The 26,806-nt window shown below is 57.2% G+C and carries 28 protein-coding genes; 6 read left to right on the top strand and 22 right to left on the bottom strand.

Translation table 11 applies throughout. The features are described 5' to 3' along the window. Positions 1-24: 24 nt before the first annotated feature. Genes tsaE through mutS form a run of 3 tightly spaced genes read left to right on the top strand, consistent with a single transcriptional unit; the run spans position 25 to position 3,555 of the window. Complete coding sequence (gene tsaE, locus NITLEN_RS08630; protein ID WP_181416733.1) at positions 25-576, top strand: tRNA (adenosine(37)-N6)-threonylcarbamoyltransferase complex ATPase subunit type 1 TsaE; 552 nt, start codon at positions 25-27, stop codon at positions 574-576. Next, positions 573-911 (top strand): LapA family protein, encoded by a 339-nt coding sequence (locus NITLEN_RS08625; protein ID WP_121989188.1) that lies wholly within the window; start codon positions 573-575, stop codon positions 909-911. Before tsaE ends, NITLEN_RS08625 begins: the two co-directional genes overlap by 4 nt. After that, on the top strand, positions 904-3,555 hold the full coding sequence (mutS, locus tag NITLEN_RS08620; protein WP_121989187.1) for a DNA mismatch repair protein MutS: 2,652 nt from the start codon (positions 904-906) through the stop codon (positions 3,553-3,555). The genes NITLEN_RS08625 and mutS overlap by 8 nt, the downstream gene beginning before the upstream one ends. Before the next feature lie 205 nt (positions 3,556-3,760). Here the strand turns inward: mutS and NITLEN_RS08615 are convergent, their stop codons facing one another. The 15 genes from NITLEN_RS08615 to NITLEN_RS08545 form a co-directional block, all read right to left on the bottom strand. Beyond that, on the bottom strand, positions 3,761-4,432 hold the full coding sequence (locus NITLEN_RS08615) for a hypothetical protein (protein WP_121989186.1): 672 nt from the start codon (positions 4,430-4,432) through the stop codon (positions 3,761-3,763). A gap of 50 nt (positions 4,433-4,482) precedes the next feature. Further along, positions 4,483-4,992 carry a hypothetical protein gene (locus NITLEN_RS08610; RefSeq protein ID WP_121989185.1) on the bottom strand — a complete coding sequence of 170 codons (510 nt, stop codon included), beginning with the start codon at positions 4,990-4,992 and terminating at the stop codon, positions 4,483-4,485. 339 nt (positions 4,993-5,331) lie between these two features. After that, positions 5,332-6,582 carry a M16 family metallopeptidase gene (locus NITLEN_RS08605; RefSeq protein ID WP_121989184.1) on the bottom strand — a complete coding sequence of 417 codons (1,251 nt, stop codon included), beginning with the start codon at positions 6,580-6,582 and terminating at the stop codon, positions 5,332-5,334. A 5-nt stretch (positions 6,583-6,587) separates the two neighbouring features. Then, entirely contained in the window at positions 6,588-8,702 is a 2,115-nt protein-coding gene (gene pnp / locus NITLEN_RS08600; RefSeq protein WP_121989183.1) for a polyribonucleotide nucleotidyltransferase, read from the bottom strand. Positions 8,703-8,847: 145 nt separating this feature from the next. Beyond that, positions 8,848-9,117, bottom strand: a complete 270-nt coding sequence (rpsO, locus tag NITLEN_RS08595; protein ID WP_121989182.1) for a 30S ribosomal protein S15 — start codon at positions 9,115-9,117, stop codon at positions 8,848-8,850. A 21-nt stretch (positions 9,118-9,138) separates the two neighbouring features. Beyond that, positions 9,139-10,083 (bottom strand): tRNA pseudouridine(55) synthase TruB, encoded by a 945-nt coding sequence (truB, locus tag NITLEN_RS08590; RefSeq protein ID WP_121989181.1) that lies wholly within the window; start codon positions 10,081-10,083, stop codon positions 9,139-9,141. Continuing rightward, positions 10,083-10,508 (bottom strand): 30S ribosome-binding factor RbfA, encoded by a 426-nt coding sequence (gene rbfA / locus NITLEN_RS08585; RefSeq protein ID WP_121989180.1) that lies wholly within the window; start codon positions 10,506-10,508, stop codon positions 10,083-10,085. The genes truB and rbfA overlap by 1 nt, the downstream gene beginning before the upstream one ends. A gap of 62 nt (positions 10,509-10,570) precedes the next feature. Further along, entirely contained in the window at positions 10,571-10,852 is a 282-nt protein-coding gene (locus NITLEN_RS08580) for a DUF503 domain-containing protein (protein ID WP_121989179.1), read from the bottom strand. A 36-nt stretch (positions 10,853-10,888) separates the two neighbouring features. Further along, entirely contained in the window at positions 10,889-13,462 is a 2,574-nt protein-coding gene (gene infB, locus NITLEN_RS08575; RefSeq protein WP_121989178.1) for a translation initiation factor IF-2, read from the bottom strand. A 24-nt stretch (positions 13,463-13,486) separates the two neighbouring features. After that, on the bottom strand, positions 13,487-14,638 hold the full coding sequence (gene nusA / locus NITLEN_RS08570; RefSeq protein ID WP_121989177.1) for a transcription termination factor NusA: 1,152 nt from the start codon (positions 14,636-14,638) through the stop codon (positions 13,487-13,489). A gap of 53 nt (positions 14,639-14,691) precedes the next feature. Next, positions 14,692-15,183: a ribosome maturation factor RimP gene (locus NITLEN_RS08565; RefSeq protein WP_181416731.1), complete on the bottom strand. Its 492-nt coding sequence runs from the start codon at positions 15,181-15,183 to the stop codon at positions 14,692-14,694. Between the two features lie 92 nt (positions 15,184-15,275). Then, on the bottom strand, positions 15,276-16,130 hold the full coding sequence (dat, locus tag NITLEN_RS08560) for a D-amino-acid transaminase (protein WP_181416730.1): 855 nt from the start codon (positions 16,128-16,130) through the stop codon (positions 15,276-15,278). Between the two features lie 5 nt (positions 16,131-16,135). Beyond that, entirely contained in the window at positions 16,136-16,459 is a 324-nt protein-coding gene (locus tag NITLEN_RS08555) for a protease inhibitor I42 family protein (protein WP_181416729.1), read from the bottom strand. A gap of 74 nt (positions 16,460-16,533) precedes the next feature. Then, the gene (locus NITLEN_RS08550) at positions 16,534-16,851 is read right to left on the bottom strand and encodes a Rieske (2Fe-2S) protein (protein ID WP_121989174.1); all 318 of its coding nucleotides are present in this window, start codon (positions 16,849-16,851) and stop codon (positions 16,534-16,536) included. A gap of 63 nt (positions 16,852-16,914) precedes the next feature. After that, entirely contained in the window at positions 16,915-17,415 is a 501-nt protein-coding gene (locus NITLEN_RS08545; RefSeq protein ID WP_181416728.1) for a DUF192 domain-containing protein, read from the bottom strand. A 219-nt stretch (positions 17,416-17,634) separates the two neighbouring features. Here NITLEN_RS08545 and NITLEN_RS08540 point away from each other — a divergent pair, with 219 nt between their 5' ends. Both NITLEN_RS08540 and NITLEN_RS08535 read left to right on the top strand, forming a co-directional pair. Further along, complete coding sequence (locus tag NITLEN_RS08540; RefSeq protein WP_121989172.1) at positions 17,635-17,982, top strand: 4Fe-4S dicluster domain-containing protein; 348 nt, start codon at positions 17,635-17,637, stop codon at positions 17,980-17,982. A 216-nt stretch (positions 17,983-18,198) separates the two neighbouring features. Continuing rightward, a complete protein-coding gene (locus tag NITLEN_RS08535; RefSeq protein ID WP_121989171.1) occupies positions 18,199-18,525 on the top strand; it encodes a hypothetical protein in 327 nt (108 codons plus the stop codon). Between the two features lie 84 nt (positions 18,526-18,609). Here the strand turns inward: NITLEN_RS08535 and NITLEN_RS08530 are convergent, their stop codons facing one another. The 3 genes from NITLEN_RS08530 to NITLEN_RS08520 all read right to left on the bottom strand — a co-directional run bounded on the left by NITLEN_RS08530 (position 18,610) and on the right by NITLEN_RS08520 (position 21,361). After that, positions 18,610-19,086, bottom strand: a complete 477-nt coding sequence (locus NITLEN_RS08530; RefSeq protein ID WP_121989170.1) for a hypothetical protein — start codon at positions 19,084-19,086, stop codon at positions 18,610-18,612. Positions 19,087-19,350: 264 nt separating this feature from the next. After that, positions 19,351-20,898: a fused MFS/spermidine synthase gene (locus NITLEN_RS08525; protein WP_121989169.1), complete on the bottom strand. Its 1,548-nt coding sequence runs from the start codon at positions 20,896-20,898 to the stop codon at positions 19,351-19,353. A gap of 58 nt (positions 20,899-20,956) precedes the next feature. Next, positions 20,957-21,361, bottom strand: coding sequence for a CBS domain-containing protein (locus tag NITLEN_RS08520; RefSeq protein WP_146216145.1), 405 nt, complete (start codon positions 21,359-21,361; stop codon positions 20,957-20,959). 182 nt (positions 21,362-21,543) lie between these two features. On the opposite strand from NITLEN_RS08520, the gene NITLEN_RS08515 reads away from it, so the two are divergent. After that, positions 21,544-22,866 (top strand): UDP-glucose dehydrogenase family protein, encoded by a 1,323-nt coding sequence (locus NITLEN_RS08515; protein WP_121989167.1) that lies wholly within the window; start codon positions 21,544-21,546, stop codon positions 22,864-22,866. Between the two features lie 18 nt (positions 22,867-22,884). Here the strand turns inward: NITLEN_RS08515 and NITLEN_RS08510 are convergent, their stop codons facing one another. The 4 genes from NITLEN_RS08510 to NITLEN_RS08495 form a co-directional block, all read right to left on the bottom strand. Continuing rightward, the gene (locus NITLEN_RS08510) at positions 22,885-23,592 is read right to left on the bottom strand and encodes a HEAT repeat domain-containing protein (protein ID WP_121989166.1); all 708 of its coding nucleotides are present in this window, start codon (positions 23,590-23,592) and stop codon (positions 22,885-22,887) included. 38 nt (positions 23,593-23,630) lie between these two features. Next, entirely contained in the window at positions 23,631-24,395 is a 765-nt protein-coding gene (locus tag NITLEN_RS08505; RefSeq protein ID WP_121989165.1) for a HEAT repeat domain-containing protein, read from the bottom strand. Next, positions 24,388-25,488, bottom strand: coding sequence for a HEAT repeat domain-containing protein (locus tag NITLEN_RS08500; RefSeq protein WP_121989164.1), 1,101 nt, complete (start codon positions 25,486-25,488; stop codon positions 24,388-24,390). The genes NITLEN_RS08505 and NITLEN_RS08500 overlap by 8 nt, the downstream gene beginning before the upstream one ends. Positions 25,489-25,620: 132 nt before the next feature. Next, entirely contained in the window at positions 25,621-26,703 is a 1,083-nt protein-coding gene (locus NITLEN_RS08495; protein ID WP_146216144.1) for a HEAT repeat domain-containing protein, read from the bottom strand. Positions 26,704-26,806 lie beyond the last annotated feature (103 nt).

The raw sequence follows: 26,806 nt of genomic DNA, 5'->3' as shown, positions 1-26,806 counted from the left end.
CGCACAGCCACACAGCCACGTCCTGTGTCGCCTGCGCTCTGGACGGTGCCGCTTCCCTCGCGCATTGCCACAGAAGCATTTGGCCGGATCATCGGGCAATCACTGGCGGGCGGCGAAACGCTGGCTCTCTCCGGAGAACTCGGCGCCGGGAAGACGGCTCTCGTGCGTGGAATTGCCGCAGGCCTGGGCATGCCGCCGAATCAGGTGACCAGCCCGACCTTCGTCTTGATCCACGAATACGCGGGACGGCTTCCGCTCATTCATGTGGATCTCTACCGACTCCGGAGCGCGGCGGAAGCCGAGGGGATCGGGCTGCAAGAATACTTTCAGGGGAACATCGTCACAGCGATCGAATGGGCCGATAAGTTTCCGGACTTATTGCCGAGTGATCGATTTGAACTCACACTGCAGCACAACACACCCACGACGAGAACTGCGCGGATGATCGCCCATGGGCCACGCGCCGGCACATTGTTCGCCGCCCTCAAACAGGCCGTTCGACAACATCGGCGCGCGGCTGCATCCACATCATCGCCCAAAATCTCCACCCGGAGAGGGAGACCCCGCACATCATGATTCGGCTCATCCTTGTCGGTATTCTGCTGCTTCTCTCCCTGGCGTTCTTTCTCCAGAATCAGGAGCAGGAAGTCACCTTGCGGTACTTCTTCGGTTTACTGGAAGCCTCTACCCCGATCTACAAACCGATCCTCACGGCCTTCGCTGTCGGCCTGCTCGTGTCAGGCATTCTGTTATTCCCCCCGTGGGTGCGCAGCCGAATCGACCTCCGGCGAAAAACCAAGGCACTGCAAGATGCCGAAGTGGATCTGGAGCGTGCACGCCAATCACTTGAAAAATTAACCGGCCGTTCGAATTCGACCACCGAGCCCGCGCGAGATCTCGTCGATGAGTGAGCACGACGCCAGTCCGCTGATGCGGCAATACCGGGAGATCAAGCGCGGCTACGAACATGCCATCTTGTTTTTCCGGGTGGGCGATTTCTACGAAATGTTTTATCAGGATGCGCAGGAAGCGTCGCGCATTCTTTCTATCGCCCTGACCTCGCGCGATAAGAACAGTCCGAATCCAGTCCCGCTCTGCGGCGTGCCATACCACGCCGCGACCGGCTATATCGCCAAACTGCTGAAGGCCGGACGCACGGTCGCCCTATGCGAGCAGGTCGAGGACCCTAAGCTCGCCAAAGGGCTGGTACGCCGCGAAGTCGTCCGGCTATACACGCCAGGCACACTCGTCGAAACCGAGTTTCTTTCTCCGGTCGAATCAAACTTTCTCGCAGCAGTTGCCATCAGTCCAACGGCAAAGCCACAACCCGTGATCGGATTGGCAATGCTCGAAGTCTCCACCGGAGAATTCTGGATTGCCGAATTTCAGGGGGATCAGGCTCAGACGCAAACGTTGGATGAGCTGGCCCGCCTGGACCCCCGTGAAATTCTGTTTGCGCCGACGGCCAGACGGGAAGACCGTACCTGGCTCGATCAGATGAAAGGCATCCGTCTGTGCGAGCGTGACCCATCGACGTTTGAACCGGAACGAGCCGCTCGCCTACTGCAAGAACAGTTTCACGTTCACTCGCTGGATGTATTCGGTTGTCAGGGTCTGACGATGGGAATCGGCGCGGCCGGCGCAGTCCTGAGCTACTTCCGCGACACCCAACCAACAGCGCCGCTGGATTACATTCGTCGTCCGCGCGTCCGTCGAGTCTCGGACGCAATGCATTTGGACAGCGTCACCATTCGCAATCTTGAACTGCTCAAACCGATGGGGGCGTTAGACGATAGTCTCAGCGGGAAACCTGCCACACTGCTTTCCGTGCTTGATCGAACCGTCACCGCCATGGGCAGCCGCCTGCTTCGCCAATGGTTAGTCCGGCCACTGATTCAGAGTGATTCAATCCAAGCCCGACTCGATGCCGTCGGAGAATTGAAAGACCGGATTGCGGCACGCGTGGCCTTGCGCGCAGCACTCAGAACGGTACAGGACCTTTCACGCCTGAGCGGCCGCATCGTTCTAGGCGTGGCTGGCCCCCGTGAACTTCTGGCGTTGAAGGACTCCCTCGCCGCCCTTCCTGAAATCGCCACACAGCTGGCTTCACTCGTAAGCCTCCATCTCACCGAAGCACGCGAAGCATGGGATGACGGGCGCGATCTCGCCGCCCTGATTGAACAGGCGCTTCAACCGGAGGCGCCGATGTCGCTTCGCGATGGAGGCGTGATCCGCGACGGATACCACGCTGACGTGGACGAACTGCGAAAAGTCAACACCGAAGGCAAACACTGGATTGCCGCATTGGAGGCAAAAGAACGGGAACGGACCGGCATCGAATCCCTGAAAGTACGTTACAATCAGGTATTCGGCTATTACATCGAGATCACCAAGGCGAACTTGGCCCGCGTGCCGGCGGACTTTATCCGCAAGCAAACACTGGTCAACGCCGAACGGTTCATGACCCCCGAGTTGAAAGAACTTGAAGAGCGCGTGACAGGCGCCGAAGTGAAGCTGTTGGCTCTGGAACAGGAGCTGTTTGCGCAACTGCGTGCCACACTCGCTGGCCATGCCGGCCGCCTGCAAGAGATGGCCGGGAAACTTGCCTTGATCGATGTCCTGGCCGGGCTGGCTGAAACCGCCGCATTGAATCAATATACGAAACCCGTCATCAACGATGGCGGGTTGATTGACATTCGAGGCGGCCGGCATCCCGTCGTGGAGCGGCTGACTGAAGAGATGACCTTCGTACCGAATGATACGGTACTGAATCTGGACTCACAGCGCCTTCAGATCCTGACAGGACCGAATATGGCAGGGAAAAGCACGTTTCTTCGCCAGGTCGCCTTGATTGTGCTGCTCGCGCAAATCGGCAGTTTCGTCCCGGCTACTGCGGCGACGATCGGCGTAGTCGATCGGATCTTCACCCGCGTCGGAGCCTCAGATAATCTAGCCAGCGGTCACAGCACCTTCATGGTAGAGATGGTGGAAACCGCCACGATCCTTCACAGCGCGACCGTGCGGAGTTTGATCCTGCTTGATGAAATCGGCCGAGGCACTAGCACCTATGATGGACTCAGTATTGCCTGGGCCGTCGCGGAATACATCCACGATCGCAGGACGCTCGGAGCGCGGACGTTGTTCGCCACGCATTATCATGAGATGACCCAATTAGAACAACAGCGCGACGGGATCAAGAATTTCCGAGTGGCGGTGCAGGAGCGTGACGGCGACGTGGTTTTCCTCCGAAAAATTGTTGCCGGAGGAGCGGACCGCAGCTACGGCATCTACGTCGCGAAATTAGCAGGGCTTCCGCCATCCGTCATCACCAGAGCCCAAGATGTTCTTGTGCAGCTGGAGCGACCGGAAGCGGCTCAGATCGCAGAGTCAGATCTCCGTACAGAGCCTGCTGCCGCACCGTTGCCACAACCGCATCCCCTCGTCGAGGAGGTTCGACAGATCGATTTATTTTCAATGACGCCTCTGGACGCTCTCAACCGGCTTGCAGACCTACAGCGAAAAGTAACGCCTTCGTCTAAAGACGCCCCGCTCTGATCTGTTCTGAACATCTCACCTCCCGGATGCGATTTTCTCGAAACAGAATAGGGCCTCGACCAGGCGGTGAATCTCATCCTCATTGCCCTAAGGTTACCTCTCGGGAAAAATAGAATGAGGAAGTTATGGTACGTCGATGAATAAAATGAAAAAGGCGGCCGCCCCGTGAAGAGCGACCGCCTTTTCTTATGAACAGAGACCTAAATTAGTGTCCGCTGCTTGGCAAGTTGTACTTGGCTTCCCAAGGGATCAAACCGCCATACGTATGTCCACCAGGGATCATCACATCGTAGAGCTGCGGAATGCTGGCTCCATCCGGAGACTTCGGCGAAGTGTTGAGCTGTTGCATCGCTGCGGCACAACTGGCATCAGCTAAGCTTTTTTGCTCACACTCTTTCAAACGGAGCGCAGAGATAGGCCGAGTCTTGTCAGGAGTACCGGCGTTCTCCTGAAGCTTCTTCACGGACGAGATCACACGATGATTCTGTTCGGTCTCCGTGACGACAAACTCGACCAGATCAGTCGTGCTGCCAGGAGGCACTTCTTTTGCTGCCGCTGGTCCAGAGTGCGGACGGCCCATTTTCTTCAACTCTTCCCATGCACCCTTATCAGCGTAGAACTTGAGGTTCTTGCCTGGGTGAACCTTCTGCCAGAACAAACCGCTCTCAGCGTTACCGCCGAATACCGCGACATTGATCCATACCGCCTCATCGTAGGGATCGAGAATAATCACCCGCCCCTGCAATGTGGTGGGCTTGCTGAGATCACCCCACTCAAATCGCTCTTGAAATGCTTCGATGGCCAGTGCGCTGGAAGCCATGCCGACTACCAGGGCAACAGCTGCCATCACGGCCCCGCCTTGCTTCTGAAGCTTCATAATCGAATCCTCCTTCAACAACATGAAAGAATAAAGCGTAATGAAATCGATTACTTAAGAACCTTGAATCCTGTAATGGTCCGACCATCCAGGGTCACTTCCATGGCCACGAGTTCCTGCGCAGCCTTGATGATCTGATCCATCAACGCTTTGTCCTTCACCGACAAACGCACCGTCGTAGCAGCATGATACCAGCCGGCATAGGCATTATTTTTATCGGTCCCGCCGACAAATCCCCAACCGCAGCAGGTAACCAAAGGATCCGGAGGCTTGACATCCATCATGGTTGATGAACGGCCAGCCGGGGTTCCTGAAGCAGGATCACCCGTGTTCCAATACTGAATACCGAACAGCAACTCACTATCAGGATTGTCAGCCCACTGAGACCACACGCGGCCCTGAAGCGTCTTGGCGGCATCGCCCTTCATGACTTTTCCACCGACCACGTCGGTAGCAGGACCACCTCCAGCTGGAGCATCGGCGGCTACGGCAAATCCGGCCGGTAGCAAGCCAGCCACTGAGAACACTGCAACGGCGGCTAGAACTAAGACCCTCTTCATACCTAGTCCCTCCTTCATAAAAAATAAAAACGACAACCCAATGAACTTTCACTTTGAAAGCGATGAATGCGTCTGCTACCGAATGACCAGCGGTCACTACGCTGAGAAAAAGTGTTCGGCTGGCCCCTTCTCTTTTTCTCTTTCGCGGTTGTTCCCCGTTTAAAATTTCAGGTTCACTAGACCGGCGCAATCGTACTGAAACGGTCAATTAGTGTCAAGAAAATGTTTACCTCTCTAATAAAATTTTAATCCACAGATAAATAATCAATAAAACAATACGTTACATAAAATAACCAAGCCAGTTTGCACGGCCTTCACCGCAGCTCTATTAAAAAATTCTCATCTCGAAAGCTGGAGTTGGCGCGCAGACAAAGGCCCAAGGCCCGTGACCGCCATTGCCTGTTCGTCGAGAAGTTCCTGTGCGACTCGCTCCATCTGCTTGGAGGTCACGGCATCGATGGCCCGCGTCATGTCATCGAGTGACGTGCGCTTGCCTTTGATCATTTCGTCCTTGGCCAGCTTGTTCATCCGACTATGCGAACTCTCCAGGCTGAGCATCAGACTACCCTTCATTTGATCCTTCGTTCGCTTCAACTCATCCCGAGTAATGCTGTTGGCAGCCATGCGGCGAATCTCCCGACGAATGACATCAAGCACCCGCTCGACTTCTTTCTGGCGCGTTCCCGCATACACAGTAATGGTCCCGCCGTCTGAATAGCCGGAGAGAAAAGAATAGATCGAATAGGCAAGCCCCCGCTTTTCCCTGACTTCCTGAAACAGACGTGAACTTACGCTCCCGCCCAGTACGCTGTTCAAGACATAAGCCGCGTATCGGTCAGGATGGCCGGCTGAAATTCCCTTCATGCCGATGCAAAGATGGACCTGCTCTAGCTGCTTCCGCTGCATCACCACGCCACCGAGAAGATCCGGCGCACGGCGCACATGAGACTGCTGCGATGACGGACGACGACGGCCGAACTCACGCGCAATGGTCCGCTCCAGCGCGCGCTGGTCAAAACTTCCCGCCACTGCGACGACAATCTCCTGGGGCTGATACCGCGCGTCGACATAGTCGAGAAGATCCTGCCGCCGCAATGCTCCGATCGTCGTGGCCCGCCCAAGTATCGGACGACCCAACGGATGACGGCCCATGACCTGGCCCGTATGGAGCTCCTGGACAAGATCCTCCGGATCATCCTGCACCATGCGGATTTCTTCCAGCACAACCTGTTTTTCTTTTTCAATATCCTTCGGAGCGAATTTGGAGCGATGCAAGAGATCGGAAAGCAGGTCGAGGGCCTTCGGCAGATGCTGGTCGAGAACTTTCACATAGAACGTGGTGGTCTCACGCGTGGTAAAGGCGTTCATCTCGCCGCCCAGTGCATCAATCTCGCGGGAGATATCGGTAGCCGACCGGCTGGTCGTCCCCTTGAAAAACATGTGTTCGATGAAGTGAGAATATCCGGCTTGCGCCGGCTGTTCATCACGCGAACCGGCATTGACCCAAATGCCGACGGTGACTGACTTGAGAGTGGGGATCCGCTCGGTCACCAAGCGGACCCCGTTCTCCAGAATGAGTTTACGATACACGAGGCTTACTCGGCCGCTGGTTCCTGTGAGCCCCCTGTCGGCGCTGGCATGGTCTCTTTCCGGCTCAACCGGATCTTGCCCTGCCGGTCGATCTCCAAGACCTTCACCATAATCTGATCGCCTTCTGCGACTTCGTCGGCAACGGCTTTCACACGATGGTGCGCCAACTGAGAAATGTGCACCAGGCCATCGGTGCCTGGCAACACTTCGACGAATGCGCCGAAGTCCATAATCTTGCGAACCGTACCCATATAAATCTTGCCGATTTCAACTTCCTCGGTCAGCCGGTTGATCATATCCTTCGCCTTCTGCAGCGAGGCCTCGTCGGCAGATGCAATGGTGACAATGCCAGTGTCTTCGATATTGATCTTGACGCCGCAATCAGCCTGGATGGCGCGGATGGTTTTCCCGCCCTGACCGATAATGTCACGGATCTTATCCTGCTTAACCTTGACCGTATAGATACGCGGAGCAAATGGCGAGAGGTTCGTACGATGCGTGGTCAACGCTGAGGCCATCCGCTCAAGGATATGAATGCGTCCAGAACGGGCCTGTTCCAGCGCCTGCTGCATCAAGGCCATCGTGATCCCGCCGATCTTGATGTCCATCTGCAAGGCCGTCACGCCATTCTTCGTTCCGCAGACTTTAAAGTCCATATCGCCCAAATGATCTTCGAGGCCAAGGATATCGGAGAGAATGATGACTCCATCCCCTTCCTTAATCAGGCCCATCGCGATACCCGCCACCGGCTCCTTGATGGGAATGCCGGCATCCAGCATCGCCAGGGTGCCGCCGCAGACGGTCGCCATCGACGATGATCCGTTGGACTCCAGAATTTCAGAGACGATGCGGAGCGTATAGGGAAACACGTCTTTCCCGGGAATGACCGGTTTCAGCGCCCGCTCTGCCAAGGCCCCGTGACCAACCTCGCGCCGACCCGGCGTCCGAAGCGGCCGCGCCTCGCCGACACTGAATGGCGGGAAATTGTAATGCAGCATGAAGGTACGGGTGTACTCGCCTTCCAGCGCATCGATACGCTGCTCGTCATCCGTCGTCCCCAACGTCACGACTGCAAGACTCTGTGTTTCGCCGCGCGTGAAAATGGCGGACCCGTGCGCGCGAGGCAAGGCCCCGACTTCGCAGGTGATCGGCCGGATATCCGCCGGGCCGCGCCCGTCAGCCCGTGAGCGCTTTTCGAGAATCATGTTCCGGACTTCGGTGTATTCCAATCCGTGGAAGACGATCTTGACGTGGCGCTCGGTAGTGGGCACATCGGGATTCTTGAGTTTTTCGACGGCCTCGGCCATGACTTGATCCAACCGCTCCTGACGCGCGGCCTTGTTCGGGATCATGATCGCATCGCGAATCGGCTGCGCGACCATCGCCTTCACTTTGGCAGCCAGGGCCGGATCGATCGCTTCGACTTTCACTTCGCGCTTTTTGCTCCCGACCAGCTTGGCCAGCTCGGAAATCTTTGCGACGATTTTCTTAATCTCGGCATGGGCCAAGGCCAATGCTTCCAGCATCGTGGCCTCGGGCAATTCATTGGCACCCGCTTCGACCATCATGATGGCATCCGCCGTACCAGCCACCACCAAATGGAGATCGCTGACCTCCAAGGTCTCCAGATCGGGATTCACGACAAATTGGCCATTTACCCGGCCAATCTTCACGCCGGCTACCGGTCCCGCGAACGGGATATTCGAAATCGATAAGGCCGCGGAGGCCGCTGTAATGCCGACCACATCGGTCGCGCCAGTTTTATCTGCGGACAAGACGGAGGCAATGACCTGAGTTTCAAAGTAGTAGCCTTCGGGGAAGAGCGGGCGCAGCGGGCGATCGATCAAGCGGCTGGTCAGGACTTCCTTTTCAGCCGGACGCCCCTCACGCTTGAAATATCCTCCCGGGATCTTTCCAGCGGCATAGGCTTTTTCAATATAATCGACGGTGAGGGGTAGAAAATCGATACCGGGCTTGGCGTTCTGTGACGCTACCGCCGTCGCCAATATGACCGTGTCCCCGTACGTGGCCCAAATCGAGCCGTCGGCCTGCTTGGCCACTCGACCGGTTTCAAGCCGCAAGGTGCGACCTGCAATCTCCAATTCAACAACGTGTACCATCTATGGTGTCCTCCAGGTTGGGTCCCACAGATGCCCACAGAGATACGCTCGCACGCGAGCGCATCTCCGTGTTCACCTGTGTGACATACGTTCCGCGCTGTCGCACTCCCTGTGCGACAGCGGCTTGCGTCCGTCTCTCTTCCGACTACTTGCGAATACCGAGTCGTTCAATGACTGCGCGATAGCGCGCTTCATCGACGCCACGCAGATAGTCGAGCAACCGACGCCGCCGTCCGACCAGCTGCAAGAGACCACGCCGTGAATGGTGATCCTTCTTGTGCAGCTTGAAATGCTCGGTCAAATAGGTAATCCGGTTGGTCAGCACCGCGATCTGAACTTCGGGAGAGCCCGAATCCGTATCGTGCTGGCGATACTGCTTGATCAACTCTGTTTTTGCTTCCTTCAACAAGGCCATGACTCGTACTCCTCCTGCCCTTTAATTGAGTGATTCACTGTCCACTAACACTTTGTCAATTCTGACCGACCCTTTACCCTGCCCGTCATACGTCCCAATCGCCAACAGCCGTCCCTGCTCATCCTTCAAGCGAAGGGGCGACAAGGTTGGCGGCAGATCCTGCGGCAGCCCAATTGGCGCTCCGTGCAACACGCGCGTGGCTTGCTCCGTCGTCACCGTCACGAGCGGAAGCTGCGCCAACACCTGATCCAGCGTCAGCAGAACGGATTCCATCGACCCGATCGCCACATGAGCGGCAATCTGCTCGACGGTCAGCGCCTGCTCCACCGCCAGCGATCCGACGCGCGTACGTTCGAGCGACAACAGATGTCCGCCGACGCCCAGCGCCTGCCCCATATCGGTGCACAGCGTACGAATATATGTCCCCTTCGAACACACGACTCGCAAGGCAATGTCACGTCCGTCGACGGCCGTCACTTCGAGCTCATGAATGACGATGTCCCGCTCTGCCCGCTCAACGGTTTCGCCTGCACGCGCCGACTTATACAACGGTCGCCCGGCCACCTTCACCGCCGAATACATCGGGGGCATTTGCTTTTGCGGCCCGCGAAATCGAGCGACCACGCCGTTAAGAGCGTCAGCACTCACGCCCGCTGTGTCAACCCGCTGAAGCACCGTTCCGGTCGCGTCTTGCGTATCCGTTGTTTCGCCCAACCGCAAGACCGCACGATACTCTTTGTCCCAACCCACCAGATATTCCGCGACGCGCGTGGCCTTCCCGATCAGTAACGGCAATACCCCTGTCGCCGCGGGATCCAGCGTGCCAGCATGGCCGACCTTGATTCCGCCCAACAGGCCGCGCACTTTCGCCACGACGTCATGAGACGTCCACCCGGCCTCTTTGTTGACGATGAGCACGCCATCGCCCACACGAGTCTGTTGCCGCCCGCCCGTCACCAGCGCCATCACTTGGTTCTCATCGGAGGAATAATCAACTCCGCCGGACCTGACGTGCCATCGGCCGTGTCTTGGGCCGTCTCATGCGGCTGCAACTCATCGAGCAGTTTCATCACTCGGTCGCCGCGCGGGCCCGTCTCATCTCGCTTGAACACGATCTCCGGCAAATAGCGCAGCGCCAATCGCCGGCCCAGCTCGGCACGAACAAAGCCACTGGCCTTCGACAATCCGGCGAACACATCGCGCTCAGCCTGCTCTTTCTCCATTGTCGTAACGAAGATATAGGCGATCCGTAAATCCGCCGTCAGTTCGACATCGGTCACCGTGACCGACCGCACGCGCGGATCCTTGATCTTGCGCATCAAGATATCTGCCACTTCCATACGAATCTGATCGGCCACTCGGTCTGATCGTTTATATGTGGCTTTGGACATCGCCCACCTGTCGCACGCTCGCCATTCCTGCCTGATTCTTCCTGCTCTCACCCGCATGCGCGCTACAATAGCTCCCGATGCACACGGACCAGTTCAATGGTTGGCATACTCTTGATGACGTTGAGCGCCTGCTCCATAACCTGCTCGGCATGACTCCCGTCATTCGCCACACAGGCCATCCCGAGCACCGCTTTTTGCCAGAGGTCTTGCCCGTCCACTTCGGCGATGGAGAGGTTGAACTTGCCGCGCAAGCGATCCTTCACGCTATGCAGAACCTGTCGCTTATCCTTGAGCGACTGACTCTCCGGAATCCACAGCTCGACGGTGCAGACGCCTACAACCATCCCAGTCACGCACACCACACCGACCGGCTCTGCGACTTAGAGCTTCCCCGCGATCTTATCGATCGTATAGGCCTCGATCACGTCGCCGGCCTTGATGTCATTAAAGTTCTCGATGCTGATACCGCACTCGTATCCCTGCTGAACTTCGCGTACGTCATCCTTGAACCGGCGCAGCGATCCGAGGCGTCCTTCGAAGACCACCACGTTGTCGCGAATCAGTCGGACACCCACCGCCGCTCGAGAAATCGTGCCATCGACGACGTAGGAACCGGCCACGACACCGGCCTTGGGAATCGTGAACACCTGGCGCACTTCCGCCCGGCCCAACGACCGCTCTTTGAGCGTGGGATCAAGCAACCCTTCCATTGCCGCTTTAATGTCGGACAGCGCTTCATAAATAATCGTGTACAAACGAACGTCGACCCCTTGTTGCTCAGCTAGATTCGCAGCCTTCGGTTCAGGGCGGACGTTGAATCCGATAATAATCGCGCGCGAGGCAGCGGCCAGGAGCACATCGGACTCCGTAATTCCACCGACGCCGTTGTGAATAACCCGGATCCTGACGGCAGGCGTGGGAAGCTTTTCAACTGCCGCAGCCAGCGCCTCGGATGAACCTTGCACATCCGCCTTAATGACAATGGCGAGTTCCTTGGCGGACCCCTCTTTAATTCTGGCAAAGAGATCGTCGAGCGAGACTTTCGTCTGACCCGCGAGATCCGCCGAGCGCTGCTTCTGCGCCCGCTCATCGGCAATTTCTCGCGCCACTCGCTCGTCGGAAACCACTTGGAAGACATCGCCAGCGGAAGGCACGCCAGGCAACCCAATCACCTCAACGGGGATCGACGGTGTCGCCTGCTGCGTCTTGACGCCCCGGTCGTTGAGGAGCGCACGGACGCGGCCACTGAATGTTCCGACAACAAACACATCGCCCACCTTGAGGGTGCCGTTCTGCACTAAGACCGTTGCAACAGGGCCACGGCCCCGCTCCAGCTTGGCTTCCACAACCGTTCCCTTGGCCTGACGGTGAGGATCGGCCTTCAGCTCCAGCACTTCCGACTGCAACAAAATCATTTCCAGTAACGTATCAAGACCGGTCTTCTGCTTGGCGGACACCTCCACCATGATGGTGTCGCCACCCCAAGCCTCTGAAATCAATCCGTACTCGGACAGCGCATTCCGCACCCGGTCCGGGTTGGCCTCGGGCTTGTCGATCTTATTCATGGCCACAATCAGCGGCACCCCGGCGGCCTTTGCGTGGTTGATGGCTTCGATGGTCTGCGGCATCACACCGTCGTCAGCAGCCACCACGAGAATGACGATGTCCGTCACCTTCGCTCCACGCGACCGCATCGCGGTAAAGGCTTCATGGCCTGGCGTATCCAGGAATGTGACCTGCTTCCCATGGACCGAGACGGTATAGGCACCGATGTGCTGCGTAATCCCGCCCGCTTCGCCCTCGGCCACCTTCGTTTGCCTGATCGCATCCAGGAGAGAGGTTTTCCCGTGGTCGACATGGCCCATGATGGTGACGACCGGAGGCCTGGGCTCCAGGCGCTCATCGCCTTCCCCCGCTTGCACCACAGCCTCCAGGAGTTCATCGCCGGCCTTCTCGACGGAGATTTCCACTTTGACGCCGGCTTCCTCGGCAATCATCGAGGCCACATCCATATTCATCGGCTGATTGAAGGTGAGCATCTGCCCCATCTCCATCAGCTTTCGCACAATGTCTGCCGGACGCTGCCCGATCAGCTCCGCAAATTCTTTGACTGTCGTCCCCAGCGTAACCTTAACGCTCTTTCTGCGCGGCTTGGTAATTTCAGATGGAGCGCTATGATGGAGGTGCCGAGAGCGATCATCGCGGCGCGGCACAGTCGGAATGGCACGAAGATCCTGCCACCGTGCGGCATCTTCACGATGCTTCACATCCGGCTCTTCCTTGGGCCGACCGGTCTTTTTGGCCTTCTTGAGTTTTTCCTTGAGCCCTTCCGCTTCAATCGCCTCAAGCGCCTGGCTCTTCTTTTTAGCTGCGAGCGCTTCCGGCGTCAGCACAGCTCCTGGCGCAGCGCCAGGCAAAACGGCCGCGGGCTTGACCACAACCTTCTCGACCGGAGCAGGCGGAGGCTGCGCGAGGATCGTTCCGATTTCCGGCAACTCCGGCAAGACCACAGGTGGAGGAGGAGGCGGTTCACTCACCACCGGATGCGCAACAGGCGGTGCCGCCACGGCGGATGGCTCAGCCTCACTCGGCGGGGGAGCGACCAGAGCACTGGCCTCAACCGGCTCATCGTCCTTCTTGCGCTTGATGAGAATGCGCCGCTTGTCCGCCTTTGCCGGCTCCTCAACAATTGCCGCCTTTGACGCCTTGGCGCCGTGCCCACTCTCGTGCTTTACCTCGGTGTCACGTGTTTTTCCGACCACATCGTCGCCTGACGCCTTCCCACTCGCCTTGGCCCCTTTGGCTTTCTGGCTGAGTTTGTCCAGAGCTTTTTGCACCGTGTCGTCATCGAGCGCACTGCTGTGAGAGGCGACAGGCACACCCATCTTCTTGAGTTCAGGGATGAGGTCTTTATTCTCCATCCCCAGCTTCTTCGCTAATTCATAGACACGCATTGCAGACACTGGTTGAACTCGATTCTAGTTCGATTCGTTTTCTTCAGCCCTGGCGGCTTGCCGGGCCTCTTCCTGCAATCGCTGCGCTTCAGCCTCATCGGCCATCGCCGCTTTAATTTCCTTGTCGCGCTCTACTTTTTCTTTTTCGTACTCCGTCGCGCTGATGATATCGATCTTCCACCCGGTCAACCGAGCCGCCAACCGCACGTTCTGCCCGTTCTTCCCGATTGCCAACGACAGCTGTGAATCAGCCACCACGACCAGCGCCGACTTCTTCTCGTCGTCGATGCCGACTTTTTCAATCGTGGCCGGATTCAGCGCCTCCGCAATAAACACGCGCGGGTCCTGCGTCCAGGTGATGATATCAATCTTCTCGCCGCGCAACTCACGAACTACCGCCTGCACACGCGATCCCTTAATACCGACACAGGCGCCGACCGGATCCACCGCCTTCTCACGCGAGGTGACCGCGATCTTCGTGCGATCGCCAGGCTCTCTGACGATCGACTTGATCTCCACGATCTTTTCCATGACTTCCGGCACTTCCAACTCAAACAGCTTCGAGACGAATTGGGGATGGCTCCGCGTCAGAATGACCTGCACATCTTTCGGCGTCCGACGGACTTCCAACAGCATCGCCTTGACCCGGTCGCCACGCCGATACGTCTCGCGTGGGATCTGCTCCTGAATCGGCAAGACGGCTTCGGTCTTACCAAGATCTACCAGATAATTCCGGCGTTCCATGCCGAGGATAATGCCATTGACGAGGTCGCCCTGCCTGGTCGAGTATTCTTTCTGAACGGCTTCCCACTCGGCTTCGCGCACCTTTTGAAAAATAACCTGCTTCGCCGTCTGCGCCGCGATCCGACCGAGCTCGTCCATTTCGATGAGCGAGCCGATCTCGTCTCCCACTTCCGCTTCACTATCAAGTTGGCGCGCTTCCTGAAGCGAGATTTCCGCCTTCGGATTGCTCACGTGATCGACGATCGTCTTCTTCGAGACTACGGAAATCTCGCCGGTCTTGGAGTCGATCTCGACTTGAATGTTCTCCGCCTGCCCGAAGCGCTTTTTGGCGGCAGTCTGGAGAGCGGACTCGATGGCCCCAATAACGCGGGATTTGTCGATGCCTTTCTGGCGTCCAATCTCATCGATGACTGCGATTAATTCTCGGTTCATAAATTTAGACTCCTGCTCGACCGTGCGGGACTGCAACCACTCCTGGCCATCGACTACATCTCAATCACTAGCCGGGCCTCCGCGATAGAGTGGCGATCCAGTTTCACTGTGTCCGTCGTGGCGGCTTTCGACGCGATCGACAAAACGACCAAGTCCTCATCCGCCTCCACCAATTCTCCGATAATACGCCATTGGCCGTCACGCGGCTGCTTCAGCTTGACGCTCACCCGCTTCCCGACCGCACGCTGATAGTCTTGGAGCCGCTTGAACGGGCGGTCAAGCCCGGGTGATGACACTTCTAGCGTATAGGTATGTGGAAATGGATCGGCAACATCCAGTGCGGGACCTACGGCCAAATGGGCCCGCTCACAATCAGAAACGGTCACACCGCCTGGCTTGTCGATCAGCACTCGGACAACGGATCGGGAACCTTGCCCGACACACACCACGTCCACTAATTCCAACCCTAGTGTCCAGAGAATCGGAGAAAGAATGTCCTGAATCCGATCAATGGAAGACCGGGATCCATGCTCCGGAATGCTCAACGCGATATCCTCTGACACTGCGTACATCTGCCCAAACAAAAAAGTGGGCCTGAGCCCACTTCCAGCGACGGCACATTAACATGGCCCCCCCCTCAAAGCAAGGGGGATTCCCCCGTCAAGGCCGCCCAGCGAGAGGCCAGCGCCTTTACAACCGGCCCAGGTCGACCGGTGCCGATCGTCCGCCCATCCACCTGAACCACCGCGAGGACTTCCACGGTCGTCCCGGTGAGAAACACTTCATCGGCGGTATAGAGAGACTCCACCGTCAGGAACTCTTCGCGTATCGGAATCCCAGCAGCCCTTGCCAACTCCAAAACGACCGTGCGGGTCACCCCTGAGAGAATGCGCGGGCCTTCAGGAGCAGTCACCACGGCTCCCGATTGAACCACCATCACATTACTCACCGACCCTTCCGTGACCAGCCCCTCTTTCACCAGGATGGCCTCAAACACGCCGGCCCGCTTGGCCTCTTCCCGAGCCAATACATTCGCCAATAAATTCACACTCTTAATGTCACAACGCCCCCAGCGCAAATCCTCACAGGTCTTGGTAATGACGCCGGTCTCTCTGGTCTTCGCCGGAAACGAGGCCAGCTCACGAATCGTCATCACCACTGTCGGAGCCACGTTTGGCGGAAACACGTGATCTCTCGCCGCGACCCCGCGGGTAATCTGGAGATAGACCTTCGCTTCAGCATATCCAGCCGCCCGAATACCCTGCTGAATCCATTCGGTCCACTGCGCTCTCGTATAGGGCTGAATCAGACTCAGTTCATGCGCACTACGGTCAAGCCGGTTGAGGTGCGCATCCAACTCAAAGGGGCGGCCGCGATAGGTCCTGATGACTTCATACACGCCGTCGCCGAACTGGAACCCACGATCTTCGATCGGTACGGTGGCCTCATGCCAGGGAAGGAATCGCCCATTGATAAATGCAATATCCGGCACGACAATTAGCCTTTCCCAACCGGTGCGACCTGGATCAGAAATACCCGACGATCTTCCGACGTGAATTTCCACCCCATGCGTTTCTCAAACAGTATTTCATGAGCCCCAGGCAGCATCCCCTGAAATTCGAACGTGCGCTGACCATTTTCAACCGCGTTATTACTGGCGATTCGGAGAAACTGATCATCCACAAGGGTCAACGCCTTGGTGTTGTAGCTCGGAACCCATTGCTCACCGCGGGTACGGTCTTCCCACAAATGAATAGTAAATACCTGCCCGATGACGGCTTCGATGGTACGCCTCTCTTGCCCTTCCGAGGGACCCGCCATATCCTGTCCTACACTATTCATGACTGCCCATCAGCGCCATAGGCCACCGCCCCCTCAATCCACCTCGATGCCTTTTATGCCTTTCGACGGGGGCCGATAAAAATATCGCCTCCCTCGACACGAACGTCGTAACTCCCGATACAATACCCACCGCCGTCGGTTCCCTGCCCACTTCGAATATCGAACGCCAGATCGTGCCAGGGACAGGCCACCACATATCCTTTCAAACGACCTTCGTTCAGCGGCCCACCTTCATGCGGACACAGATTATGAATCGCGAAGAACTTGCCGTCGACATTGAACAAGGCAATCGCCTTGTCATTGACCTTGACGACTTTCGATTGCCCTGGAGCGACCTCGTTCAATCCTGCGACTCGTTGGAACCCCTCCATATCCGTCCCCTAATTATTTTCCAGAAACTGCACCGCGTATGCCCTCACCAGCACAGCACGCAGCTACATCCGAAGGAAATACTTCAACTCGTCCCCATTCGCAACCCCAAACCGTTTGATCAATCCAGGTTCCGTTTGTAACACATATCGCGCTGGCTCCGGCGGCGGACCGAAGAACGGACAGGGGTCCTTTTCGCAGGGACTCGCTCCCTCAACAGTATGCACCACATGATGGCTCTCATCCACCCAGATCATATCCACCGGAAATCGAAACTCCTTGGTCCGAACCCGATGGAGCCCGTTGGACTCAAAGATATAGAGCATCCCCGTGTTGGGCGGCAACTGCTCACGGAACGCAAGCCCGAACAGCAGCTTTTCCGGCGTCTCTGCAACTTCCGCTTCGATCGTTTCGCCACGAGGGAAGGTCACCACAATGACATCGGTGTCCTTCTGCGGCACCAGAAACATGGACACGCTCATTAAGAGAATCGCCAGCAGGATCATCATGATGATCCGCTTTTTTTTCTGCTCTCGATCGCTCCCTTGAGACTGCGTCAAACCCATAACGTTCGCCTTCGGTGTCAATAAATATTCGCACGCCTGACTGGGTCTCATGGGCCATATTCCCGTGAATTCTAGGCCTTCTGACCGGAAGCCATTCTGTTGACTTAGAAAAGAATCACAGAATAGAATGGCCTCCACACAGCGCACGCACTATGGTCGGGGCGGCGCGATCTTGTCAATATTGTTTGTTGTCTCAGAAGTGAGAAGGAGGCGTGGGTCATGGCACTGCTGATTACCGACGAATGCATTTCCTGTGGGGCTTGCCTGCCTGAATGTCCCAACGAGGCGATTTTCGAAACCCGGAGCGATGCGGAGGGCAAGGGCCATCACGTTGGCGACGGTCAGGGCGTAGGGGACAACATCTACATCATCACCCACGATCGCTGCACGGAATGCGTCGGGCACTTCGATGAACCACAGTGCGCAGCGGTCTGCCCGGTCGACAATTGCTGCATCTCCGATCCGGCCTATCCTGAGACAACGGACGTCTTAATGGAAAAGGCCAAAACGTTGAACCCTGACAAGGCCATCGACAAGAGCAAGATCTGGAGCGGCGTCCGGAACTGATCTCTCGTTGCTTGCGAGCCAATCTGATAAAAGGCCTCGTCCTCTCAAGGGGGGACGAGGCCTTCTTATTCCATCCAGCTATTTCTCGATTCATCACCCTATTTATCCCCATCCATACATCTGGAAATTGTGATCGTTCCGAGCGTAGAGTAGTCGTGTAGCCAGGGTCCTTTCCTCGGCTATCAGCCTCTCACTCACACCCTTGGAGGTGTCGTCATGCGCCAGCTCTGGTTACTGAGCACCCTAGCCCTCACACTCTTTACCCCCAACATCAGCAGTGCCAGCACAAGCGAGCTCGGGACGATCATTGAAAGTTTTATCGTCCATCACTTTCCTGACGCTACCAGCCATATCTGGATTGTCAACGGTACGGAATGGGACGGAGATGAAATGGTCGTAGACATTCGCACCATGGTCCTTGAGAAGCAGATGCCTGCACCGGTTGAAAACCGGTACCTACTGCTCATCCGAGAGGGAAAACTGGCTGCAGCTCAACGCGTGCCGCTTGAGGATGGTGCGGACTGCCTGCGTGAAGAAACCTAACTGTGCGGATACAAATCAGTAAAACAAAACGGCCTCCGGGGAAGATCCCCGGAGGCCGTTTCACGAATCGATGGTCGATGCAAATTACTTCAGCATCACCAATTTGCCACCGACATGCGCCGGATGGAGCTGACAGCGATACTGAAGAACGTTGCCCGCCGCATAAAACAGATCGCTCGTCGGCACACCGATATACTTGGTCTCTCCAGGCTTGAGCACCAAGGTCGTGTTCAAGGTCCAGGGACCGGACTGGTTCACAGCAGCCGTGAGTTGAAAGCCATGGTCTGCAGTCGAATTGTTCGTCACTTTCAAAAGCACTGGGGCTCCAGCGCGATTTTTGAAGTCAATCACCGTCGTCGGCGGATACCAGGTCTTCATATTGCCAATTTCGATGGCATAGAATGACGCATCCACGTCAAGTTCCTTGAATGGCTGGCCTACGACCGATCCCGTTTCGAGATCGCCGATCTCAACGCCACCGGCTTGGAGTGCGAATGCAGCCGAGGCTCCAGCGACGCTCAACCCGAGGCCAAAGAGGACCGATAACATCGTCTTGCCCATGACCTACCTCCTTAAAAAGAAGAAGAGATGTGATTAGGTTGGTAAATAACTTCCGCCAAGCTCTGATAGCCTTGACTGATCCGATGCCGTCCGACACTCACACATACACCCTATGCCAACATGTGCTACATCACGAGGCGCAACTTATAGCATAGGGCTCAAAATGGAAGCAAGCAGCTTCTCTGGATAGAACGCAACGATGGCTCTATTTGCAATTCGCTTGAAAGCTTAAATAAATTCGATGCTTATATAAGATTTCTCTGTCTACCGTGCGTCCGGCGCATCTTTCCCTATCAGAACATCATAGGGAGCGAAATCGTCGGTCAATTCAAATCCCATTGGCCATGGATCAGTCCGATGAGAAGCAAGCAACGCAACGGCCTCGCCGGGCAGCTGTCGATTCATAGCCATCGCTGTCACTTTTTCGATGAAGGCTTCATGGCCATGCTCCGTGACCGGACTTCCTGCAAAAAAAATCAAATTCTCCGCTTTGGTCTGGCCGCTCTTCCACGGCCCTTTAACCGCAAATGTTTCAATCACAGGAAACTCCCGGCGCATTGTTTGGACGACAGCCGCCGCTCGTGCGTTATCGAGCTCTTCTCCGGATGACGCTAAATTCAACGCCACCACTCCATCCGGCTTCAGATGCGTTCGCACCGCCGCATAGAATTCCTTTGTGGTCAGATGAAATGGAATCATGTGACGGGCAAAGGCATCGATCCAAATTACATCGTAGAGGTGATCGGTGGTATTCAGGAACGCCCGCCCGTCCTTAACCCGCACATGGTGATTGGCTGGAGGACGATACTCAAAGTAGTCCTCGGCCATCCGCACCACGACCGGATCGAACTCGATGATGTCCATCTCCAGATCAGGCCAATAGTGCGCCAGCCACTTGGCCAGCGAGCCACCGCCATGGCCCAAAATCAATCCACGGCGCGGCTGATCGACCAACGCCAATGATGCAACCATGAGCTGGCTGTAGGGCAGAAACAACGGAAGCGGATCGGCCTTCCACATCACTGCATGAAAGGTACGATCAAGCACGAGATACCGAAACAACTGGTCATCCCGCACCCGCACTTGCTGATAGGGACTATCCTCCTGATGAACCGGCGGATTCAATTTCTGAATAGGATGGAGTGCCAGTGCGACAAATAGACCACTGCACGCCACCCCGAATAATTTCCCGATTAATCCCACCTTGGCTCCGCGCCAAAGCCACAATAGCCCCAGCGCGACTTGAATGGTTCCCAGCCACGCCACGAGCGCCTGGCTCCCAATCCACGAAAGGAGAAAGAACGCAGTCCCCCAGGTCCCAATCAAACTCCCTACGGTTGACAAGGCAATCATGCGGCCCGTGTGACGCCCTAAATGCCCCATATCAGAGACGGCCAACCGCAACATCGCCGGCAAAACTCCGCTCAATCCAAACGCAGGCGGTGCCAGAAGGATCGTGGCGGCCAGGCACGGGCCCCACCGTGGATCCTGTATCCAGGCATCCACTTGAAAGAGAATCGGTTGGCTGGCCCAGGCAACGAGAAAAGTCCAGGACCCTGAAAAGAGCAGCAGCCCCGCGAGTACGCTTCCCCCCGCATACCGATCCGATGCCCATCCACCGAAGGCATAGCCGCTGCTCATCGCAGCAAGAATGACTCCGATCAGCGCACCCCAGACGAACAAGGAATTCCCAAAAACAGGCGCGAGCAAACGGCTGCCGAGAATTTCAAGCGCCATCACGACCGCTCCGGTGATCAGCGCGGTGGAAAGGAGGAACGCACGCGAGATTGGAGGACTTCCTTCAGCAGTCATGCAAGAGGCAGCACAGGTAGGTGTCGACCAGGACTAAGGAGGCAAAACCCCGCGAGAATCATTGAGGGCCCCAATTCTTGAAATACAGCAGCAGATCTCTTACGGAAAGAATTCCAGCCACTTCTCCGCCTTCGACGACCGCCAGATGACGAATACCAGCGCGCGCCATCACGTCGCTAGCCTCATGGGCCGAAGCCGTAATATCGATGGTAATCAGCGGGGCGCTCATGACCGACCGCACAAGAATGTCGGCGGGGACCAGAGACTCCGCCAGGACTTTCCGAACCAGATCCGCCTCACTAATAATCCCAATGTAGCAGATGCCTTCCCGAACCAGGAGCGCCCCGACTTTTGCCACGCGCATTTGTTGCGCAGCATCGCAGGCGGTCGCATTCGGGGAAATCGTTTGGGCGGACGACCGCATCATCACGGCAAGCGGACGCTGCATCCCTAGAGCAGTCACGGCAACAATACTCCATCTCGGTAAACGTATCGGATTCTACTCAACCAATTTTCCAAGAGTCAACGCCGAGAAATCGACCGTGAAGACTAAGTAGCTGATTTTAGCCATTCCATTGCCCACCGTTTGATCCGTTGCTATACTTTGCTCCACCAATACCCTAGCTACCAAGGAGAAATCATCTCATGCATATCAGCGTCATCGGAACCGGTTACGTCGGCCTTGTCACAGGAGCCTGCTTCGCAGAGTTCGGGGTCAACGTCACCTGCATGGATAACGATGCCCGTCGGGTTGAGAAGCTGGAAAAGGGAGAGGTGCCATTTTTCGAGCCGGGCATCACTGAATTGGTGGCCAAAGGAATCAAAGAGGGCCGGCTGAGCTTCACCACAGATGTCGTCAAAGCTGTCGATAAAGCGTTGGTCATCTTTATTGCCGTGGGCACTCCTCCGAAGAGCGATGGATCCGCTGACCTATCCTTTGTGGAGGAAGTCGGCCGTGGCATCGCCACACACATGACCGGCTATAAAGTGATCGTCACCAAATCGACCGTCCCCGTCGGAACCGGCGAGCGACTCCGGGAAGTCATCCGAAAGCACCAGACGAAACCGATTAATTTTGACATCGTCTCCAACCCTGAATTCTTGCGCGAAGGATCCGCGATTGAAGATTTCATGCGTCCGAACCGCGTGGTGCTCGGCGCCGACAGCGATCAAGCCGCAGCCATCATGAAAGATCTCTATCGGCCGCTCTACCTGCTTGAAACGCCCTTTGTCGTCACCGACGTCCCCACAGCGGAAATGATCAAGTACGCCTCAAACGCCTTTCTCGCCGTCAAGATTTCGTTCATCAACGAGATGGCCACGGTCTGTGAACGCGTCGGCGCGGACGTGCAACTGGTTTCCAAGGGCATGGGGCTGGATCATCGAATCGGCGGCAAGTTTCTCCACGCAGGGCCTGGATTCGGTGGGTCCTGCTTCCCCAAGGACCTCGCGGCACTGGTCCAGACCGGTGAGCGCGTGGGCTACCCATTCCAAATTGCGGGTGCAGCCGCCAAAGTGAACTACGAGCAGCACCTCCGAATGGTTGCGAAAATCCGCGAAGCGTGCGGCGGGCTCGCCGGGAAAACCCTCGGGGTGCTCGGACTGTCGTTCAAGCCAAATACGAATGATATGCGGGAGGCCCCGTCTCTGACGATCCTGAAAGAACTTATGAAGGAAGGCGCCACCGTGCGTGCCTACGACCCGGTGTCGATGGAAGAAGCCACCAAGCTCATCCCCGGAATGATTCCATGCAAAGAAACCTACGATGTGGCTGAGAACGCCGACGGGCTCATCATCATGACCGAGTGGAATCAGTTCCGGAACCTTGATTTCGAGCGGCTCAAACAGTCCATGCGGCAGAGGCTGCTGCTGGATCTGCGCAATGTCTACGACTCCGACCGTGTGACGGGACACGGGTTCCGCCACGTATCGGTCGGTCGTCCCACCAGAGAGCCGCGGCCTGCCTAGGCCGCGGTCGGCGGCAGTTTAGGTCAAGCGGGGCAATTCAGCGCCGGTCTCCTGCTTGGCCTTCGGCTTATAGCCCATCCGATCCAGCACTTTCATAATCCGGGTCTTCAACCGATCGTCGGCATCCGTCAACGCTGTCGCCAACGGTTCCACCGCAGGTTTGCCGATCTTCCGAATAATTTCCGTCGCCGATTGCCGGATTTCATCCTCTTCAGACACCAGCAACGGCACCAATGAGGACACCGAAATCCCGCCGAGCTTGATCAGCGAATCATAGGCGCGCTGCCGCACATCACCGACCTCATCCACCAAGGCTTCCACCAGAGGCGTCACCGCGCGGCTGTCCTTAAGCTCGCCCAGGACTTCCGCCGCATACTTCCGATTGAGCCAGTGCGGATCCTTGAGATCCAGCAACATGGCATCGGCTTTGGCCGCATTCGGATCTTTCGAACGAATCCGGAAACTCTTCGCGACGCGCTTGCCACCCTCTTCCACAACCCGGATAGTCGCTCCGTCACCGACCTTGAGCTTCTTGAGATCTTCAAGCGCCTCTTCGGCGACTTCCAGGACCACCGTCTTGCCATCGTAGGCGAGCAATTCAACTTCGAGCTGCTTGGCCTCGGGGTTGATCGCCACCACCCGCTCCGTCACCAGGTTGAAGCCGTCTTTCTTTTCCCCGCCCTTCGGACCGATCTGAATCAACTTTACCGGTGCTTCATCAGCCATAACGTATGTCCTTCTTCTCTAAAAAGGTAGATGAGTCGTTACTGTTTCGCTGTCCAACCCAAGCTCGCAAGTACACCTTCGACGGTTTCTTGCACCATCGTATTTTCATCTTCCAGTAGCGGCAAGAGCGGCTGAATCGCCTCCTTCGCCCCGAGCCGCGCCAGCGATTCCGCCGCATTCCGTCTGACCAGCCAATCTTCGTCCTGCAATGATTCGATTAACGGACCGACTCCGCGGTGATCCCCGATCTTTCCCAATGCCTCTGCCGCATGGCGCCGCACCATCCAATTATTGCCCAAGAGTCCGTCAATCAACGCATCCACCGCGCGTGCATCGCCGATTTTTTTCAACACGCGGGCAACATCTTCCCGCAGGGTATTGTCGCCCAGTACATCGACCAGCCCGGGAACTGCACGCGCATCACCGATTCGCTCCAGCGCCCAGACCGCCGCCGTCCGCACGGCACCATCTTTATCCTTGAGTGCCTTCACGAGCGGCTCAACCGCGCGCGGGTCTTTGAGTTTGCCCAGCCCGGATGCGGCCTGCTCTCGAATCGCCCACTCATCGTCCTGCAGGGCCTCCAAAAGCGCCTCCACTACGGAGGGCCCGATCCGCACCACCGCCGTCGTCGCGGCCTCTCGAATGACCACATCTTCATCGGCCATCAACCCGATCAAACGCGGCACGGCGTCGGACCCCATCTGCCCGAGACTCGCGATCGCGTGATCGCGCAACGCTTCATTCTCATCACGCAATGCTGAAATGAGGAGATCAATCCGATCAGATTCTGTCTCGTTACTCATCCTCGTGATTCCCTTCCTGACCTGTGATATCGGTTCCGCCTAAGGCTTCGAGTTTATCAGCGATCAGCCCGGCATTATAAGCCACCAACCCATCGCGGTCCGTCCGCAGCCGATCAAAGAGCTCCTTGTGGGGACGCAACACTTCCACATCCTTAATCTTGGCCAGCGCCTCCATGGCATACACCCGGAGCGGCCGGATCGGAATCGCTTCCAGATAGAGTTGCGTCGGACGGGCGTCGCCGATCAATCCCAGCGCCTTGATCGCCAACTCCTTCACGCCGGTATCCTTGTCGCGCTCCAGCCGCCGCATCAACGGTTCAACCGCCCGCACATCCGCAATCTTTCCCAGCAAGTCGGCCGCCGCTTCACGCACCAGCCAATCGTCATCTTCAAGATATTCGATTAAAATTTCCACGCTCGGCCGCCCGATGCCCAAGAGATAGATCACCGTCGACATCCGCGCTTCTTCGCGTTCACTCGCCCCTTCCACATCCCGAAGCGCGTTGAATGTCTCGTCGATCCGCTCACGAATCGCGCTCAGCTTTTTCAACGTGCTGACCGCAATATCCTGAACCGCCGGCTGCCCCATCGCATCAATGAACGCATCGATAGAGCGGGGATCCAGAAGCTGATCGAGCATCAACGCGGCCGTCACCTGTGCCGATGGATCCGGGTGCTTCAACATATCGCACAGCGGAATGACCGCCGTCGGAATGGCCCCGACCAGATGCGTCATCAGCTGGCGCGCTTCGCCTTCTTGATATTTGGGAAGCAACGCCACTAGAGCCGCAGCGGTGTCGGTATCGAGCACCCCGGCCATCTGCTCTAACGCATTAGCGCCCGCCTTCCGCACCACTTCATCTTCGTCTTCCAGGAGACCGACCAGCGCCACGCCGGCCTGCGGATCTTTGATGCGCGACAACATTGCCGCCACTTCTTTTTTCAGCTCAGGCGTCCCGGTCCGAAGCGCTTCGACCAGCGCTTGCACGGCGCGGGGTCCGCCGGCCACACAGGCCGCCGTCGCCCGCATGCGCCGCCAATCCTCTTCATGGACCAGCTCCGAGACCAGCGTTTCGATCGTTTCCTTGGACATTTATACTTTCAATAGAACCATCGGACACATCATGAATACGGACGCGCTCTATTACGGGACAAGGCGGACTTCTTCGTACGTTGAGTCTCGGCACGACGCGAGAACGCCTGTGGTAGACTTTTTAGCATCCGTCTAGACACGCCCAGCTCGCCAGCCGGCCAACGCCAACGTTTCCTTCACGTGATAGCGCATATTCTCATCGGGATGACCGGTCAACAGTGGAATGAGGAACGGCACCACTTTCGATCCGAATTTCGCTAAGGCCGCCGCCGCCTCAGCCCTCGTGAATGTCGGCTCCAACGCAGCCACCAGCGCGGGAACCGCGGCGTCATCGCCGATCATGCCCAAGGCCCGGGCGGCCGCGGCCTGGGTGATGACCTCTTCGTTCCATTGATCGCCGCAGCCGGCAACCGCCCGCGTTACATCCGGCGGACAGGTACCTGCGACCACGGCAATGAGCACCGGCACCGCCCGCCGGTCACCGATACGTCCCAATGCTTCAACCGCCAGGGTGCGCAATCCCGGCTCCCGCATTGCGGTGAACAAAAACTCGACCGCTAGCGGATCGCCGATTTCACCCAGAGCCCGCACCGTATCTTCTCGAACAGCGGAATCCCGGTCATTGAACAGCAGCGCAAGAAGCGGCTCAACTGCACGGGGCGATTTCGTTTTGCCGAGCGACTCCACCGCGTGGAGTCGAACCAGCCACTCGGTGTGCTGCAACGCCTCCAGCAACGAAGGGATCGCGGCTTCCCCGATCGAAGCCAGGGCGGTCGCGACTTCTTCCCGCACAGCTTTGACTTTATCTTGCAACAGCGGGATCAACGGCTCCACCGCCGCCATATTTTTCACACGCCCCAAGGCCTTCGCCGCATGCATGCGCACGATCCAATCGGCGCTCCGCAACGCGGCCACCAATGGCTCATACACCCGTTCGTCGGCGATCGAGGCGAGAATTCCAGAGGCCGCTTCCTGTACCGATAATTCGCGGGCGACGAGACAGGCGCCTAGGGCCTCTACGGAGGGCGCGCCGATTGCCGTCAGTGCCCCGATCGCCGCTTCCCGCACAGCACGATCAGTATCGCGAAGAATCGCGACTAACGGTTGAACCGCGCGCGGGTCCTTGAAGGTCCCGAGCAAGCCGGCGGCTTCCTCGCGAATAGCCCAATCCTCGTCTTTGAGGGCTGCAATCTGCTCTGCCACGGGATCCCCCACTCTGGACCTCCTGAATCGAGCCGATAACCCTAGCACACGGTTTTTTATAGGGTCAACGGAACCTGCACGCCACTGGCGAGGATAGGGAGGAAGGACGACCGCA

Origin of the sequence: Nitrospira lenta, assembly GCF_900403705.1 — a bacterium.
GTDB lineage: Bacteria > Nitrospirota > Nitrospiria > Nitrospirales > Nitrospiraceae > Nitrospira_D > Nitrospira_D lenta.
Note: the sequence above shows the minus strand (reverse complement) of the source record. Positions and strands in the feature narration are given on the sequence as shown.

What these genes read in the sequence shown, in the direction of transcription:
- NITLEN_RS08535 (WP_121989171.1), top strand. Translation starts at nt 18,199, where the DNA reads ATGCGCCAGCTCTGGTTACTGAGCACCCTAGCCCTCACACTCTTTACC.
- NITLEN_RS08500 (WP_121989164.1), bottom strand. Translation starts at nt 25,488, where the DNA reads ATGTCCAAGGAAACGATCGAAACGCTGGTCTCGGAGCTGGTCCATGAA.
- NITLEN_RS08615 (WP_121989186.1), bottom strand. Translation starts at nt 4,432, where the DNA reads ATGAAGCTTCAGAAGCAAGGCGGGGCCGTGATGGCAGCTGTTGCCCTG.
- truB (WP_121989181.1), bottom strand. Translation starts at nt 10,083, where the DNA reads ATGGCGCTGGTGACGGGCGGGCGGCAACAGACTCGTGTGGGCGATGGC.
- infB (WP_121989178.1), bottom strand. Translation starts at nt 13,462, where the DNA reads ATGCGTGTCTATGAATTAGCGAAGAAGCTGGGGATGGAGAATAAAGAC.
- NITLEN_RS08505 (WP_121989165.1), bottom strand. Translation starts at nt 24,395, where the DNA reads ATGAGTAACGAGACAGAATCTGATCGGATTGATCTCCTCATTTCAGCA.
- NITLEN_RS08550 (WP_121989174.1), bottom strand. Translation starts at nt 16,851, where the DNA reads ATGGAGGGGTTCCAACGAGTCGCAGGATTGAACGAGGTCGCTCCAGGG.
- NITLEN_RS08540 (WP_121989172.1), top strand. Translation starts at nt 17,635, where the DNA reads ATGGCACTGCTGATTACCGACGAATGCATTTCCTGTGGGGCTTGCCTG.
- rbfA (WP_121989180.1), bottom strand. Translation starts at nt 10,508, where the DNA reads ATGTCCAAAGCCACATATAAACGATCAGACCGAGTGGCCGATCAGATT.
- NITLEN_RS08510 (WP_121989166.1), bottom strand. Translation starts at nt 23,592, where the DNA reads ATGGCTGATGAAGCACCGGTAAAGTTGATTCAGATCGGTCCGAAGGGC.
- nusA (WP_121989177.1), bottom strand. Translation starts at nt 14,638, where the DNA reads ATGAACCGAGAATTAATCGCAGTCATCGATGAGATTGGACGCCAGAAA.
- rpsO (WP_121989182.1), bottom strand. Translation starts at nt 9,117, where the DNA reads ATGGCCTTGTTGAAGGAAGCAAAAACAGAGTTGATCAAGCAGTATCGC.
- NITLEN_RS08515 (WP_121989167.1), top strand. Translation starts at nt 21,544, where the DNA reads ATGCATATCAGCGTCATCGGAACCGGTTACGTCGGCCTTGTCACAGGA.
- NITLEN_RS08555 (WP_181416729.1), bottom strand. Translation starts at nt 16,459, where the DNA reads ATGGCGGGTCCCTCGGAAGGGCAAGAGAGGCGTACCATCGAAGCCGTC.
- NITLEN_RS08610 (WP_121989185.1), bottom strand. Translation starts at nt 4,992, where the DNA reads ATGAAGAGGGTCTTAGTTCTAGCCGCCGTTGCAGTGTTCTCAGTGGCT.
- pnp (WP_121989183.1), bottom strand. Translation starts at nt 8,702, where the DNA reads ATGGTACACGTTGTTGAATTGGAGATTGCAGGTCGCACCTTGCGGCTT.
- NITLEN_RS08625 (WP_121989188.1), top strand. Translation starts at nt 573, where the DNA reads ATGATTCGGCTCATCCTTGTCGGTATTCTGCTGCTTCTCTCCCTGGCG.
- NITLEN_RS08525 (WP_121989169.1), bottom strand. Translation starts at nt 20,898, where the DNA reads ATGACTGCTGAAGGAAGTCCTCCAATCTCGCGTGCGTTCCTCCTTTCC.
- NITLEN_RS08545 (WP_181416728.1), bottom strand. Translation starts at nt 17,415, where the DNA reads ATGGGTTTGACGCAGTCTCAAGGGAGCGATCGAGAGCAGAAAAAAAAG.
- mutS (WP_121989187.1), top strand. Translation starts at nt 904, where the DNA reads ATGAGTGAGCACGACGCCAGTCCGCTGATGCGGCAATACCGGGAGATC.
- NITLEN_RS08530 (WP_121989170.1), bottom strand. Translation starts at nt 19,086, where the DNA reads ATGGGCAAGACGATGTTATCGGTCCTCTTTGGCCTCGGGTTGAGCGTC.
- NITLEN_RS08580 (WP_121989179.1), bottom strand. Translation starts at nt 10,852, where the DNA reads ATGGTTGTAGGCGTCTGCACCGTCGAGCTGTGGATTCCGGAGAGTCAG.